The sequence below is a fragment of the Pseudomonas sp. PB106 genome, assembly GCF_009764645.1.
Lineage (GTDB): Bacteria > Pseudomonadota > Gammaproteobacteria > Pseudomonadales > Pseudomonadaceae > Aquipseudomonas.
The window spans coordinates 24477-39829 of record NZ_RWIM01000166.1 but is presented as its reverse complement, the minus strand read 5'-3'; the positions used below and the strand labels follow the sequence as shown (position 1 = coordinate 39829).

The 15353-nt window shown below is 58.0% G+C and carries 12 protein-coding genes; 9 read left to right on the top strand and 3 right to left on the bottom strand.

Annotated features, from left to right (window positions below; genetic code table 11):
• Positions 1 to 14 precede the first annotated feature (14 nt).
• Complete coding sequence (locus EJA71_RS21420) at positions 15 to 944, bottom strand: LysR family transcriptional regulator (RefSeq protein ID WP_122595888.1); 930 nt, start codon at positions 942 to 944, stop codon at positions 15 to 17.
• A 270-nt stretch (positions 945 to 1214) separates the two neighbouring features.
• On the opposite strand from EJA71_RS21420, the gene EJA71_RS21415 reads away from it, so the two are divergent.
• The 4 genes from EJA71_RS21415 (at position 1215) to pgm (ending at position 7450) form a co-directional block, all read left to right on the top strand.
• Entirely contained in the window at positions 1215 to 2237 is a 1023-nt protein-coding gene (locus EJA71_RS21415) for a zinc-dependent alcohol dehydrogenase family protein (RefSeq protein WP_158959536.1), read from the top strand.
• Between the two features lie 558 nt (positions 2238 to 2795).
• On the top strand, positions 2796 to 4247 hold the full coding sequence (locus EJA71_RS21410; RefSeq protein WP_158959567.1) for a hypothetical protein: 1452 nt from the start codon (positions 2796 to 2798) through the stop codon (positions 4245 to 4247).
• A 49-nt stretch (positions 4248 to 4296) separates the two neighbouring features.
• The gene (locus EJA71_RS21405) at positions 4297 to 5697 is read left to right on the top strand and encodes an aminotransferase class I/II-fold pyridoxal phosphate-dependent enzyme (protein ID WP_158959535.1); all 1401 of its coding nucleotides are present in this window, start codon (positions 4297 to 4299) and stop codon (positions 5695 to 5697) included.
• Positions 5698 to 5803: 106 nt separating this feature from the next.
• A complete protein-coding gene (gene pgm / locus EJA71_RS21400) occupies positions 5804 to 7450 on the top strand; it encodes a phosphoglucomutase (alpha-D-glucose-1,6-bisphosphate-dependent) (protein ID WP_158959534.1) in 1647 nt (548 codons plus the stop codon).
• Between the two features lie 60 nt (positions 7451 to 7510).
• Here the strand turns inward: pgm and EJA71_RS21395 are convergent, their stop codons facing one another.
• Positions 7511 to 8206 (bottom strand): pirin family protein, encoded by a 696-nt coding sequence (locus tag EJA71_RS21395; RefSeq protein WP_158959533.1) that lies wholly within the window; start codon positions 8204 to 8206, stop codon positions 7511 to 7513.
• A 277-nt stretch (positions 8207 to 8483) separates the two neighbouring features.
• Here EJA71_RS21395 and EJA71_RS21390 point away from each other — a divergent pair, with 277 nt between their 5' ends.
• Positions 8484 to 10958 carry a UvrD-helicase domain-containing protein gene (locus EJA71_RS21390; RefSeq protein WP_158959532.1) on the top strand — a complete coding sequence of 825 codons (2475 nt, stop codon included), beginning with the start codon at positions 8484 to 8486 and terminating at the stop codon, positions 10956 to 10958.
• Between the two features lie 49 nt (positions 10959 to 11007).
• Here EJA71_RS21390 and EJA71_RS21385 read toward each other — a convergent pair whose 3' ends face one another.
• Positions 11008 to 11280 carry a DUF1652 domain-containing protein gene (locus tag EJA71_RS21385; protein ID WP_158959566.1) on the bottom strand — a complete coding sequence of 91 codons (273 nt, stop codon included), beginning with the start codon at positions 11278 to 11280 and terminating at the stop codon, positions 11008 to 11010.
• Between the two features lie 263 nt (positions 11281 to 11543).
• On the opposite strand from EJA71_RS21385, the gene EJA71_RS21380 reads away from it, so the two are divergent.
• Genes EJA71_RS21380 through EJA71_RS21365 form a run of 4 tightly spaced genes read left to right on the top strand, consistent with a single transcriptional unit; the run spans position 11544 to position 15345 of the window.
• Positions 11544 to 12359: a nuclear transport factor 2 family protein gene (locus tag EJA71_RS21380; protein ID WP_158959531.1), complete on the top strand. Its 816-nt coding sequence runs from the start codon at positions 11544 to 11546 to the stop codon at positions 12357 to 12359.
• 52 nt (positions 12360 to 12411) lie between these two features.
• Complete coding sequence (locus tag EJA71_RS21375; RefSeq protein ID WP_158959530.1) at positions 12412 to 13818, top strand: FAD-binding oxidoreductase; 1407 nt, start codon at positions 12412 to 12414, stop codon at positions 13816 to 13818.
• A gap of 42 nt (positions 13819 to 13860) precedes the next feature.
• Positions 13861 to 14205, top strand: coding sequence for a cupin domain-containing protein (locus EJA71_RS21370; RefSeq protein ID WP_122595897.1), 345 nt, complete (start codon positions 13861 to 13863; stop codon positions 14203 to 14205).
• 54 nt (positions 14206 to 14259) lie between these two features.
• Entirely contained in the window at positions 14260 to 15345 is a 1086-nt protein-coding gene (locus EJA71_RS21365; RefSeq protein WP_158959529.1) for a polyamine ABC transporter substrate-binding protein, read from the top strand.
• Positions 15346 to 15353: the final 8 nt, after the last annotated feature.

The following is a 15353-nucleotide window of genomic DNA, read 5'->3' as shown; positions in this document are numbered from 1 at the left end:
GTATGGCTGCCAGCTTAATTCGCAGGCAGCTCAAGACTGTCCGGATCGCCAAAGAACATCTGGATTCGCGACCGCAACCAACGCTCACCCGGGTCATTATCCTGCGACCCGCGCCACGCCATGTGTAGTTCGAATGTGCGCGTCGGCAACGGCGGATCTTCCGCCCGAACCCCTCCAGCCGCTGTCAGCGCTTCGGCGGTGTAATCCGGCACTGTCGCCACAATGTCGGTGCCGGCGAGCAACGTGCTCAAGCCATTGAACTGCGGCACCGCCAATACGACGTGGCGCTTGCGCCCGAGCTTCTCCAGTTCTTCATCAATGAAGCCACTGAGATCACCGGCAAACGACACCAACGCATGTGGTCGGGCGCAGTAATCATCCAGGCTCAGCGGCCCCGGCACGGTGTCGGCGCGCAGCAGTTTCGGCGCGCTGCGACGCAATACTTTCCGTTTGGCGTTGGCCGGCAAATCGGTGGTGTAGCTGACACCAATGGAGATTTCGCCAGAGGCCAACAGGCCTGGCATCAAGATGTAGTTGACGCGGCGGATCACTAGCACGATGCCCGGCGCTTCGGCGCGCAGGCGTTTGAGCAGCATTGGCAACAAGGCGAATTCGACATCATCGGACAAACCGATGCGGAAAACCGAAGTGCTGGTGGCCGGATCGAATTCCGCCGCGCGGCTGACAGCCGTGGAGATGGAGTCGAGGGCGGGCGAGAGCAGGGCGAAGATTTCCACCGCACGGGCGGAAGGCTCCATGCTGCGTCCGGTGCGGACAAATAAAGGATCATCGAACAGGCTACGCAGGCGCGAGAGCGCCGCACTGATCGCCGGCTGACCGAGAAACAGCTTTTCTGCCGCCCGGGTCACACTGCGCTCGTGCATCAATGTTTCGAATACGATCAACAGGTTCAGGTCGACACGACGCAGGTCATTACGATTCATCTGGAGTCCTGGCAGAGTCATCAAGCTTGACGAGAGCGGCCATATGAGAACAATGGCCGGCATGAATCTTACGGGGAAAGGCTGGTACTCTGCACCGGAAAATTCAGCTTTACTGAGACGGTGGCAGCAGTTTTTTCATCGATTTTACCAATGCCGCCCCTGCTGCGGAATCAATGACAGGCATGTCGACTATTAATAGCCACTGATAGTCTTGGGTCGAAAGCCCAGATAGAGTTCATGGCATTAGAGGTTACTTTGACGAGGTTTGCGATGTCCCGCACGATCCGTTTTCACAAGTTTGGTCCGGCCGAGGTGCTCAAATGCGAAGAGCATGCGGCCGCTCAGCCAGGTCCTGGCGAAGTGCAGGTACGTGTCGAAGCGATCGGCATCAGCTGGTATGACACGCTTTGGCGTCAGAACCTGGCCTCGTCTCAGGCACGACTGCCTGCGGGCCTTGGTCATGAGATGGCTGGCGTGATCACCGCTGTCGGTGACGGTGTCGATGATCTGGCAGTGGGTGACAAGGTCGCCAGTTTTCCGGCCGAGAGCGCGAACGATTATCCGGTTTACGGTGAGTCGGTCGTGCTGCCACGTACAGCTCTGACCCGTTATCCAGACGTACTCAGCCCGATTGAAGCCAGTGTGCATTACACGCCACTGTTGATCGCTTACTTTGCCTACGCCGATCTGGCGCGGGTCAAACCGGGGCAATTCGCCTTGGTGACTGACGCCAGTCACTGCGCCGGCCCCTCGTTTGTGCAACTGGGCAAGGCAATGGGTGTACGGGTGATTGCCGCCACCAAAGAGGCGGAAGAACGCGAATACCTGCTGTCCCTTGGTGCTGAGAAAGTGATTGTCACCGAGGAAGAAGATCTGCTGATGCGAATCAACAAGATCACCGACAATCGCGGCGTCGACGTGGTCTTCGATGGCCTTGGCGGCCCGCAGATGTCGTTGTTGGGCGATGTCCTGGCACCGCGTGGCAGCCTGGTGTTGTATGGCTTGCAAGGTGGCAACCAGACGCCGTTCCCGGCCTGTGCAGCGTTTCAGAAGAATATTCAGTTCTTCGTGCACTGTATCGGCAACTTCACCGGCAAGCCGGAGTTGGGCATCACCCAGGATCACGTCGCTCTCCAGCGTGCCCTGCGCGACATCAACCAGTTGACGGCCGATCGCGTGTTGCTGCCACTGAAAACCCGGGTGTTTCCGTTTAACGAGTTTGTCGAGGCTCATCGCTACATGGATGAATGTCCGTGTCGTGAACGGGTTGCCCTGCAAGTCGAACCGGCCTGATTCCAACTCGGTTAACAAGAGTCCGTGATCCCACGGGCTCTTTATGCGTTTAATCCCCCTGAAAAAGAGATTTCCCTGGGCGCGATGTCTGGGGTGGTTCAGCATCTGAACCGGTTTTTCCTCTCGATCTGTATCTTCTAATCGCCCCATAAGCCCTGATAATTGAATGATTACTTTCATCTCAAGGAATGAGCTATGGCTGTGCATTCTATTTGTTGCGTTCGATATAAATCGACTAGTGATGTTGATGCTGACTACTTCTGTTTAAAGGCTGTAGTCCTATTCCGAAGTTGCGTCTTTTTTTCTTGTGCTCACTTGCCGCAGGGCACTGTAGGAAGTTTCCTAGAGGGTTTTTTCTCTTCAAAAAACCTTATAAAAACCAATGTCTTGCGAATACAAAGTGGACTGTGGGCGAGCCTTTTGCAAGTTAAGTGTTTCAAATAACTACCTAATGACAAGTGTTAGCATCTGACCGTCTACATATTACTAATGAATTTTTACGCGACCCGTTGCAATAGGGTGCGTGATATGAACATTTCGATACCGGGTGAAGTACCGATGAGCACAATCCATGATCAGGCAATGAACTACGTCTACCAACAAGTGCTGCAACGTTTGATGAGTTTCTTTTCTCGTGCCGAACGTACGGCGTTGCAGCTATTGATCCATAGACTCGTGGTGGCGGCCGGGGGCATGGAGCGCATCGGAGACTTCAAGGTCATGGTGGTGCAGTCAGGGTCGCGAGACAGCTGCTACAGCCTGGCCTTGCTCAGAGCCGCACAATTGAGTCTGGCCGGACGTGCGCCTGCGACGTTCCAGCTACGGGTGGCCACCTTGCGCTGGAATGCCAATGACGCTGCTGTGCTGCAAAACCTCCATCGCAGCTACAGCGCGCTGTTTCTCTATGACGATCCGCGAGTCGAATTGCTGATGGTTGATGATCGGCAGGTATTGCCTTTCGACCATCAGGCACCCGTTGGAGAGAGCAGCCGCGAGGCCAATCGCATCAACCTGCTCATGGTCGCGCATCGTCGCAGCAATCGCGAGAAGCTCGAACTATGGGACGACGTCTTCATCGCCACTGCCGGGCTCTACGGGCAAGTTGCCCGCTGGAACAATGGTGTCGACGCCCTCGTCAGCAGTGAACCGCCGCGCCGCCAGAAGGTGTTTCTCGAAGGCCTGAATCGGGCCCTGCAGAAGGCCGGCGTAGGCGGCCTGCCGGCCAACTCGGGCACGTTCGAGGAGTTATTTGCGCTGCTCGACGGGCAGGATGGAGATTTCTACCGCGAGCTTTATACCGAAGGCGAGTTAACGCCCTGGCGTCCGGAGGGCGAGTTCGAGGCCTGCCGACGCACATGCTTTGTCGATATCCACGACATGGTCGTCGGCAATCTCGAAGAGCGTTGGCCGTTGCTCAGTGACTTCCTCGGTTTCCAACCGGGCGAGCTCATGCAGCAAACCGGCGAAAACGAATACGCCGATCCACTGCTGATGGCCTATCTGGAGGGCTTGCAAGCGGGCTCCCTCGAGGGGCGCACCTACGAGGCAGGGGTTCACGACTATCTCCAACGCAACCTTGAGTTGATGCAGCAAAAGCAACTGCCGGAGCCTGTCCGTGAACAATGGCTGGCGACGTTTGGCAATCAGGCGGACGTTGATCATGGGCGGCAGCAGGCACGTAACGCGCTGCAAGCCGCCTTCAACGTCAGTGAAACCCAATTGATCTGCGTGCTGTTCGCGCCGTTTGTCGATGAGGGGGCCGGTCTGGAGCAATTCCTGCGCAACTGTCATCCCGGCATGCTGGTGGCGCTGCCGGAACTGCATCGGGCCATGCAAGGGCTGCATGCGCCAGAGCAGGTACTGAAATGGATGACCGATGTCAGCGGATTGCCGGTGCGATTCATCACTCGTCTGTACGCGATGGAGCCAATGCAGGTGCAGGTAGCCGCCGCACCTGAAGTACAAGCCAATGCGGGCGAAATGGGCAGCGACCGCTCGGCGGAAGGCTGATCGTGGATTTTCATCCGGCAGACAGCGCATCGATTCGGGATTGCCTCCAATGAAGACTTTGCGGGAAAACGACTTTGCCTATCAGGCGGTGTACCGCTACTTGAACCAGCTGATCAACGAACCTGGCGGCAACGAGCCGGTGCGCTTGCCGTCACTGCGCCAACTCGCTGACCGGTTGAATGTTTCGATCTCGACAATCCAGTACGCCTACTCATTGCTGGAAAAGGAGGGGCGGGTGTATTCGGTGGCAAAGTCGGGCTACTACGCGCGAGCGTTGACACCGCTGATGGCGCCGGGAAGCGGCGAGGATTTGCTCGAAACGCTATGCGTACATGCCAGGCGCCCGGATATGTGCGTGTTGAGCCACGATGATCCGGCCGCTGTACAACCACTCGACAGTCCGCTGCTGATGCTCGAGCGCGAACTGCTGCGGCAGTATCCGCGTCAGTCACCCATCACGACACAGCCCTGCGGTGAGCTGGAGTTGCGTACGGTGTTGGCCGCACGCTACACAACATCCGCCACGCGTTGCTGGCATGCTGAGGATGTCTACATCGGTGCCGACCTGCGCGGTGTGCTGGAGATATTGATCAGTGTGCTCGGCTTGCGACGCGCCACGGTGGTGGTTGAATCACCGTGCGACTGGACGATCCTGCGTCTGCTCGAAGCAAACGATGTGCGCGTCATCGAACTGCCGCTGCACGCGTTGGGGGAGCTGGATACACAGCGCCTGGAAGCATTGCTTAAAACCGAACCCGTTCGCCTGATTCTGTTGTCCTCGGCACTGAACATGCCGCACGGCAGCCAGGTGTGTGCGGACAATCGATGCGTCATAGCCGACCTGCTTGTACGGCAGGGCACCTGGGTGCTGGAAAACGACTGTTACAGCGAACTGGATGAGCGGCTTGACGGCCCACGTTTGCGCAATTTGCTGGACCCGGAGCGTTTGCTGGTATTTTCAAGCTTTGAACAGGTCATCGGCGCCGAAGCACCTTATGGTTATGTGTTATCGCGTCAGTGGCGCAGTGAGCTGCATCGACACTTTCTGCTGCGTTCATTCCGAATGTCGCCGATTCGCCAGAAGGCCATCGCCCGGCTCTACGCTGGTGGGCGCATCGATCACCACTTGCTGGTATTGCGACGGCTGCTCAAGGAACGTCGCAGTCATTTGATCCAGTTATTGCGCGAGCGACTGGGCGAAAGCCTGCAAATCGTCGAACCACGCGGTGGCGCGACAGTGTGGGTGCGCTCCCTGCGACCTGTGGACATGGGCGCGGTGTTTCAGCGACTGCTCAAGCAGCAAGTGCTGATCGCACCGGGTGAACTGTTCAGCCTCAATGGCCTGCACGCCCACCATATGCGTCTGAGTGCACTCGGACAGGGTGAGCATGATCTGGCCACTGTGGTCGGAATGCTGGGTGACGCCTTGCGCCTCGCGCCGGGTCACTGACGTTAAAAAACATCTGATATGTCCCGGATACATCCCATCGCACTGCGGTCAAACTGCCAGTAAACTGCGCTGTATTTCCTGAACCACTCTCTATCAGAGGTTTTGCATGACACTCAGTCCTTTTGCGGGCAAACCGGCACCGGCAGAATTGTTGGTCGATATCCCGCGACTGGTAACGGCCTACTACACCGGCCAGCCTGATGCATCGGTTTCCACTCAGCGTGTGGCGTTTGGCACGTCCGGCCACCGGGGCAGCTCTTTCGACTTGAGTTTCAATGAATGGCACGTTCTGGCAATCAGCCAGGCAATCTGCCTCTACCGCGAAGCCCAGGGCATCACCGGCCCATTGTTCGTCGGCATCGATACCCACGCCTTGTCGACTCCGGCCGGGGCGAGCGCGCTGGAAGTGCTCGCCGCCAACGGCGTGACCGTGATGATCGCCGAGGGTGACGAATACACGCCCACGCCGGCGATCTCCCACGCGATCCTATGCTACAACCGTGGTCGCACCTCGGGCCTGGCCGACGGCATCGTCATTACGCCTTCGCACAATCCGCCACAAAGCGGCGGTTACAAATACAACCCAACCAACGGTGGCCCGGCCGATACCCACATCACCAAGTGGATCGAAGCCAAGGCCAACGAACTGCTGGCCAACAAGCTGGCCGGGGTCAAACACATCAGTTACGAGCAGGCGCTGAAGGCCAGCACCACGCATCGTCATGACTACCTCAATACCTACGTCGCCGACCTGATCAATGTCATCGATTTCGATGCCATCCGCGATGCAAAACTGCGTCTGGGCGTTGATCCATTGGGCGGAGCAGGGGTGCGCTACTGGTCTGCCATCGCCGAGCATTACCGTCTGGACCTGGACGTGGTCAATAAAGCGGTGGATTCGACCTTCCGTTTCATGACGGTCGACTGGGACGGCCAGATCCGCATGGACCCGTCGTCCAGCCACGCGATGCAAGGGCTGATCGGCTTGAAAGAACGTTTCGACGTGGCTTTCGCCTGCGATCCGGACCACGATCGCCATGGCATCGTGACCCCGTCCGGTGGTTTGCTGGCGCCGAACAATTATCTGGCAGTGTCCATCGACTACCTGTTCCAGAACCGTCCGCAATGGCGCGCCGACGCGGCCGTGGGTAAAACCGTGGTCAGCAGCGGCCTGATCGATCGCGTGGCCAAGCGCCTGGGCCGGCGTTTGTACGAAGTGCCGGTTGGCTTCAAATGGTTTGCCGACGGCCTGTTTGACGGCTCACTGGGTTTTGGCGGGGAGGAGAGCGCTGGTGCCTCGTTCCTGCGCAAGGATGGCGGCGTCTGGAGCACCGACAAAGACGGTCTGATTCCGGCCTTGCTCGCTGCCGAAATGACCGCACGCACCGGTCGCGACCCAAGTCAGGCCTACAACGCACTGACTGCAGAACTGGGTGAGCCATTCTCGGTACGGGTGGATGCCAAGGCCAATCCTGAACAGAAAGCGCTGCTGAGCAAGCTGTCGCCGGCACAGGTCACCTCGACCGAACTGGCAGGTGAAAAGATCCAGAGCATTCTCAGTCACGCTCCGGGCAATGATCAGGCCATTGGTGGTTTGAAGGTGATGACCGAGAACGGCTGGTTCGCCGCGCGTCCGTCGGGCACTGAAGACATCTACAAGATCTACGCCGAAAGTTTCATCAGCGACGACCACCTCAAGCAACTGGTGGCCGAAGCGCAAACCTTGGTGGATGGCGCTATTGCCAGCAAGTGATGCGCAATCGGATGGTATGAAAAAGGGCAGCCAATAGGCTGCCCTTTTTTATTCGCGATGTCAGGCCAGATCGACCAGGACGATTTCGCTGTCTTCAATCGCCGTAACGGTCAGGACCTGCTCATGGGCAACGGCCACGCCATCGCGAGCCTGCGCACGCAAGCCGTTGACTTCAATCACGCCCGTGGCCGGTACCAGGTAAGCACGACGACCTTCATCCAAACGGTATTCGGCGGTTTCGCCGGCCTTGATATTGGCCGCCACCAACCGTGCATCGGCGCGAATTCGCAGGCTCTGATCATCACCATCCTTGCCGCTGGCCAAGGTGACAAAACCTTCACGCTGGCCTTTTGGGAACGGTTTTGCGCCCCACGACGGTGGCGCGCCGGTTTCGGTGGGCAGAATCCAGATCTGGAAAATCCGTGTTTCCGTAGCTTCCAGGTTGTATTCACTGTGAGCAATGCCAGTGCCGGCGCTCATCACTTGTACGTCGCCAGCCTCGGTACGACCCTTGTTGCCCAGATTGTCCTGGTGAGTAATCGCGCCTTCACGCACATAGGTGATGATTTCCATGTCGCGGTGCGGGTGTTGAGGGAAACCGGTGCCCGACGCAATGATGTCGTCGTTCCACACGCGCAAATTGCCCCAGTTCATACGCTGCGGGTCGTAATACTCGGCGAACGAAAAGTGGTGGTGGGCATCCAGCCAGCCGTGATGGGCGCCGCCCAGCGAGCTGAAAGGTCTGAGTTCAAGCATGATCGTCTCCTCAATAGGCTCGTCTTGGGGCGCGATGACTGCGCACGCGGCGAAACCGGTGGTTTATGGCGGCGATCATCTATCAGACGAACATCGATAAAAAGCGTAAAAACTGCAGCATCATGATCGAATAAATCGATGCGATGGTGCCCGAAAATCATCTTGTCTCACCTTCAATTCATCGCCTAAACCAATGACCCACAAGCATTTCGCTAGAAGTTGGCAGCGAATCCAGACACCATAGCCCTCAACAGCCTCACACACTGGAGCCCTCAGCGTGGCGCAACACACTCCCGATCTTCCTCCTGAACTCCGTCCTCTGGCCGAGATGCCTTGGTTCAAGCGCTTGGCTGCGCGTTTCTTCGGCCACGGTCTGACCCGCTTGCGCGCCCAGCATCGCGCATCCTGGCTGCATGGCCAGGCCGATGGCTTTCGCAGTGGTCACACGGCTGGTGTCGAATATGGATTCAACGAAGGCAAGCTCGAAGGGCTGGAGGAAGGCCGGCAGGTGCTGTTGATTCGCGACAGCCGCAATACCGAGCATCGTCCACCCAGTGTCGATAACCACTTGTTCGACGACTGGCGCCTGCCGCTCAACGCCGAGTTGAAGAAACGCATGAAGGCCGACGTCGCTCGTTTACTGCCCCAACACGCCCAGCCCAGCGCCGCACAGTGGAAGATGATTTTCAGCGATACGCCGTCCACCTCGGTGGTTGCAGGCGCCGGTGCCGGCAAGTCCACCACGTTGGTGTTGCGAATCCTGTTGCTGACTCATTACCTGGGTTTTGAACTCGATTCGATGACCGTGGTGACCTTCACTCGTGAGTCGCGCAAAGACTTCATCAACAAGCTGATCGAGCTGTTCACGCTCTGGGGGCGGGCAGTGAGCCTGAAACAAGCGCGGGAGCTGGTGCGAACCTTCCACTCGCGCATCCTGCCGATGGTGCGCAGCCTGCCAGGTTTCGAACGTCTGCAAGCTTTCGAGAATCTCAGCCATCGAACCTCTGGTGCCGACGAAGACGTCGACAGCAATCCTTTCGACCTGCGCATCAACGACGCCCAGCGCCAGCAGCTCAACGCCTGTTATCACCGTTTGTTTAACGAAGACGAACGTTTCCGCCAACTGATTCAGCCGTTGTCCCGAGCCGGGCTACAGCTCAAGGAACTGGAGCGCGAACATCCTGACGTGCAAAAGCGCATGGCCGTGACTGAACTGGCCGCCAAGCGGGATGAAGAGCTGTGTGATGCCATCGAGGATCTGTGGCTGCGTGCCGGTGCCTGGCCAATCAAGGGCATCCAGCCAAATCGCCAGGCGTTCGAAATCAACGGGGCAAAATTCCACTGCCATGGCTACATCCCCAGTCTCGATGCTTGGGTAGTACTCGGTTTTGACTCACGGGAAAACGCGCAGATCTGCCGACCGAATGCCAAGCTCAGCATTCGCGCCGAATGGGCAGTAAAGCGCACCCTGTTTCAAGCTTTTTGCCGTAAGCCATTGATATGGTTGGATAGCTACGATTCCGCAAAGCGTGTTCTCGCCACGCTGGCCGGCGATGCCAGCGCGGGGCCGGGCTTCGATTACAAGGTAAAAGGCGAGTTGGCGTCTGCACCATTGCTGGACTGTTTCGTCGCCGCCGCAGGCTTCGTTGAGAACCTGGGCCTGGACGTTCCCGATGCCGTTGGCCGTATGAGTTTTGCCAAGGATGATCCAGACCGGTTTTTCTTTGAGGCCTTGAGCCTGTTCTGGCGTGCCTTCGAAGATCACTTGCTCGATCAGAAACCGCCGGTGATGACCTACAACCGCATGTTTGCCTTGTTTAGTGAGCATTCGCCAGAGAACCTCAAGCTGTTGGGCGATGAGCTACTCAGGCCCATGTCGCATTTGATGATCGACGAATTTCAGGACGTTTCGCCGCAGATCGTTTCGTGGATTCGCGCCAGCCTGACGGAAATCCGCAGTCGCGGGCCGGCCATGCACGTTGGGCGCGGCGCGCAAAAGTCTTCGCTGCTGTGCGTCGGCGATGATTGGCAATCGATCTACGGCTGGCGCGGCAGTTCGCCGAGTTACTTCATGGAGTTCAACAAGGAATTCCCGTCCCCGAGCACCACGCGAGTAATGCTCAGCGACAACTATCGCAGCCATCAACACATCATCGATGCCGCCGAACATATCGTCCGTGCAGCGCCGGCGATTCCTGGCAAAAAGGCCAAGGCCAGTGGCGAACCCAAAACCCTGCAGCCAGTCAACGTGCTGGAGCGTGATGATCAAGCCCTTGGTCAACGTCTCGCCGAGCACTACCAACAGGGCCACTCGATCCTCATGCTTTATCGAAAAAGCAGCGATAAGTTATTGATTGAAGAGCATATTCAGCCTGTTGTTAATGTGGATTCGAGATTGCCGTACGAATCGCGGCGACTGAAACAACTGACCTATCACAGTGCCAAGGGCCTGCAGGCTGATGCCGTGTTCCTGCTTGGCGATTGCCAGCACCTCACCAGCTCGCCTTACAAGAATCAGGTCTATCGCATGGCTGGATTGGGCAAAAGTGGCGACAGTGAACCGTACGATAGCGCCCAGAAAGACGAGATCCTGCGCTTGGCCTATGTCGGCATCACCCGCGCAGTCAGTCATTGCTATTGGTACGTCGAGCCCCAGGAAACGCAGGCAGTCAACATGCCGCGTGCGTCTGATCGAGTCGCCAAAGGCAAGGCGTTCTTCGTCGATCACCGGACAGATAAGCAAAGTGCATAAACAAAAAAAGCCCGCAGCAATGCGGGCTTTTTCTTTATAAATCAAAAGACTATGCGTAATTCCTCAAGGATTCCGGAGGAATGAACGCTTCCAGCTCGTCCTCGACCGCTTCGATCATCCGCTCGACATCAGCCGCATTCATCACCGTGGCGCACGGGATGCCGGCAATGGCGATCACCGTCTCGCCAGTGGCGCGGTCGAACAGGCGGGCGATCATGCTGCCGGGGGCATCCATCGTCGCCTCGAAACCCATGGGATGAAAATGCCAGCGCATCAGCTGGCAAGCGTTGGGGAACGTGACTTTGCTTGAACCTTTATTCATGTGTTGCCCGCCTTCTTCATCGAGCGCTTCCATTTGCTCATGGTAGGTGGGAAGAGCCTTCATTGGCTCAACCGGTCATAGACATTAAAAGTAGCATCCGCATGTGAAAATACTGTGAGATTTTTCAGTCCGTTTTGCGATTGCTTCGCGTTTTTTGATGTAAGTCACGGCCTACGCAATCATCGACAAAATGCCACTACGGATTTTTCATTGAAGCTCACGAAGAACTTGGGCAAGCTCGATTCTTTTTCGCCGAGCCTTTTATGCACGCCGACGACGACGGCCCGGAACACACCCAGGCCACGGCCGCTACGGTCATGCGCTATCACTTGAGCTGGAAACACCGGGATCTGGATGCGGTGATGGCGCTGTATCACCCGGACATTCAATACAACGATTTCTTCCAGAACCGCGTGCTCGGCCTCGATGAACTGCGCGAGTATGTGCGGGTGAGCATGCCACGAGAATCCGACGAACTGCTGGAGCATTGCGACCGTATTCGCATCGACGGCAATACCGCGTTCATCCAGTACGAAGTCACCTTGCGTGGCGGCGCAGGCCTGGTGTCGTTCCGCTCCAGCGAAGCGATCACGGTCAGGGACGGTTTGATCTGGCGGGTCAACGAATACGCCTCGCTGGTGCGCTCGCAAACCGGCGGAACGACGGCGGCGAGTCAGCGCCCGGCAGTCAGTCGCCTCGGTTTGTCACCCCGGCAGTTGAGCTTCATGGCCGAAGACCTGCAACAGTACTTCGAAAAGCAGCAACCGTACCTCGACCCCGAACTGGATCTGCAACGGGTGGCGAAGGAGTGCGGCTACAGCCGCAATCAGATTTCCTACCTGTTGAACCAAGTGCTGGGGCAAAGCTTCTATCGCTACGTCAATCAGGCGCGTCTGCAACATCTGTTGCGCTCACTGGACGAGGCGACGCCTCCACTGCGCATCGATGAGCTGGCGTTCGCCGCTGGTTTCAATTCGCTGTCGGCGTTCTACAGCTGTTTTCGCCAGCACACCGGCCAGTCGCCGAAGGCCTACGCCAAACAAATTTCTTTGCGGGCACGCGCGCAAGACTTCTCCTGAGCCCACGCACTAGGATCGACGCCATCGAAGGTTTTCAGTGGCGGAGTCTTGCATGCCGGCGTGGCGCACTATCAGTTTGTGGATGGATCAACTCGACGAGCCGCTGACCGCGCGGCCCGAGCTGACGCAGGATCTGGATGTCGATGTGGCCATCATCGGCGCCGGTTACACCGGGTTGTGGACGGCGTACTACTTGAAGAAGCTCGCGCCGGGGCTCGACATTGCGATTGTCGAAGCACAGACCGCCGGTTTTGGTGCTTCCGGGCGCAACGGTGGCTGGCTGATGGGCAATATTCTCGGTGAGGATCGCTTGCTGGCCGGCTTGTCTCCCGAGCAACGTCGGGCCTCGTTCGATCTGTTGCACAGCATCCCCGACGAAGTGGAAATCGTCCTCGAAAAGGAAGGCATCGACTGCGATTACCGCAAGGGTGGTGCGCTGTATTGCGCCGCGCGCTACCCAGAACAGGAAGCCACCCTGCGTGAATACCTGGCCAAGCTGCACGCTCAAGGCCTGACGGACGACGATTACCGTTGGCTGAGCCCCGAGCAACTGGCGCAGCAGATTCGCATCGCCAAGCCTTACGGCGGGATTTACGCGCCGCACGTGGCGACCATTCACCCGGCGAAACTGGTGCGTGGCCTGGCCCGCACTGTGCAAAACATGGGCGTGAAGATCTACGAAAACAGCCCGGTCACCCAATGGCAATCCGGCAGTCTGCGCACCGCCAAGGCCAGTGTGCGCAGTCGCTGGATTGTCCCGGCGGTCGAAGGTTATTCGGTCACGTTGCCGCCGCTGGGCCGTTATCAATTGCCGGTGCAAAGCCTGATCGTCGCGACCGAACCGTTGTCTGCCGCGACTTGGGACGAAATTGGTCTCAATCGCGGGCAGGCGTTCAGCGAATTCAGCCGTCAGGTCACCTACGGTCAGCGCAGCGCCGACAATCGGCTGATCTTCGGCGCCCGTGGCGGTTATCAGTTTGCCGGCAAGCTGCGGCACAACTTTGACCTGACTCGCGATGAAGTCGAGCTACGTCGCTATCTGTTCGGCGAACTGTTCCCGCAGTTGAAGAACGTACAGATCACCCACGCCTGGGGCGGCAACCTCGGCATGTCTCGCCACTTTAAACCGCACATGCTTTGCGACCGTGCCAACGGCATTGCGCTGTCCGGCGGTTATGGCGGGGAGGGCGTTGGTGCCAGCAACCTTGGCGGGCGCACGCTGGCCGATCTGATTCTTGAGCGCGATACCGAACTGACGCACCAACCGTGGGTGCTTCCGGACGGCGGCATTCACGCACTCCGCGCCTGGGAACCGGAGCCATGCCGCTGGCTCGGGTACAACGCGATCATCAAAAGTTTTGTCCACGAAGACCAGACCCTGGCCAACCCGGCGACGACACCGTGGCGGCGCAAACTCGCCAGCCAGGTCGCGGGTTTCATGGAAGGTTTCATGCACTAAACGCCGATTTACTTTGAGAAAGCCCAGAAGACAGGTCAGACCATGAGCATTACCCAATTCAAGAACACCGCAACCCTGCAACTCGACGAATCCAACCCGGTTGCCGTGCCGCTCGGTGAGCCGATCGCGATTGCTTCGACCACCAGCGTCGAGCGCGACGACGGCGTCGAAACCGGCGTCTGGGAATGCACCCCGGGCCGCTGGCGTCGACAGATCACCGCTCAGGAGTTCTGCCATTTCATCTCTGGGCGCTGCACGTTCACCCCGGACGGTGGCGGCGAAACCCTGCACATACAAGGTGGCGACGCACTGATGTTGCCGGCCAACTCGCTCGGTATCTGGGACATCCAGGAAACCGTGCGCAAGACCTACGTACTGATTTTCTGATCGTTTGATCCTTTGATTGCCTGCCAACAAAAAAACCTACACAGGAATCGACCCATGATCCGCAAGACCCTCGCTCTGGCACCGCTGATGCTGGCTGTTTCCCTCGCTCAGGCGGCGGAAACGGTCAAGATTTACAACTGGTCCGACTACATCGCACCGGACACCACCAAGAATTTCGAGAAGGACACCGGCGTCGGTGTCACCTATGACGTCTACGACAGCAACGAAACCCTCGACGGCAAGTTGATGACCGGCAAATCCGGCTACGACGTGGTGTTCCCGTCCAACCATTTCATGGCGCGGCAGATTCAGGGCGGGGCGCTGAAGAAACTCGACAAAAGCCAGTTGCCGAACTGGAAGAACCTCAACCCGGTGTTGCTCAAGGCGTTGCAGGTCAACGACCCGAACAACGAACACGGCTTCCCGTATCTGTGGGGCAGCACCGGCATCGGCTACAACATCGCTAAGGTCAAAGCCGTGCTCGGCGACAACGCGCCGGTGGATTCCTGGGACTTGATCTTCAAACCCGAGAACATGGAAAAGCTGCAGAAATGCGGCGTGGCGATCCTCGATAACGGCCCGGAATTGCTTCCGGCGGCGCTCAACTACCTGGGCCTGCCGCACCACAGCAAAAATGCCGAAGACTACAAGAAAGCCGAAGCGCTGCTGATGAAAGTGCGGCCGTACGTCAGCTATTTCCATTCCTCGAAGTACACCAGCGATCTGGCCAATGGCGATATCTGTGTAGCCGTCGGCTTCTCCGGCGACATTCTGCAAGCGGAAAACCGCGCCAAGGAAGCCAAGAACGGCGTCGACATCGGCTACAACATTCCCAAGGAAGGCGCGGCGATCTGGTTTGACATGGTCGCGATGCCCGTCGACGCCCCGGACGAGAAGGCCGGTTACGCCTTCATGAATTACCTGTTGCGCCCGGACGTCATGGCCGGCATCAGCAACTACGTGCACTACGCCAACGGCAACGAACAGGCCGATAGCCTGATTGACCCGGCCATCAAGAACGACACCAAGGTTTACCCGAGCCCGGAAATGATGGGCAAGCTGTTTGCACTGGAAGCGATGCCGCTGAATATCGACCGGATTCGTACGCGGGTGTGGAACAAGATTCGCACGGGTAGTTGACTCGCTTT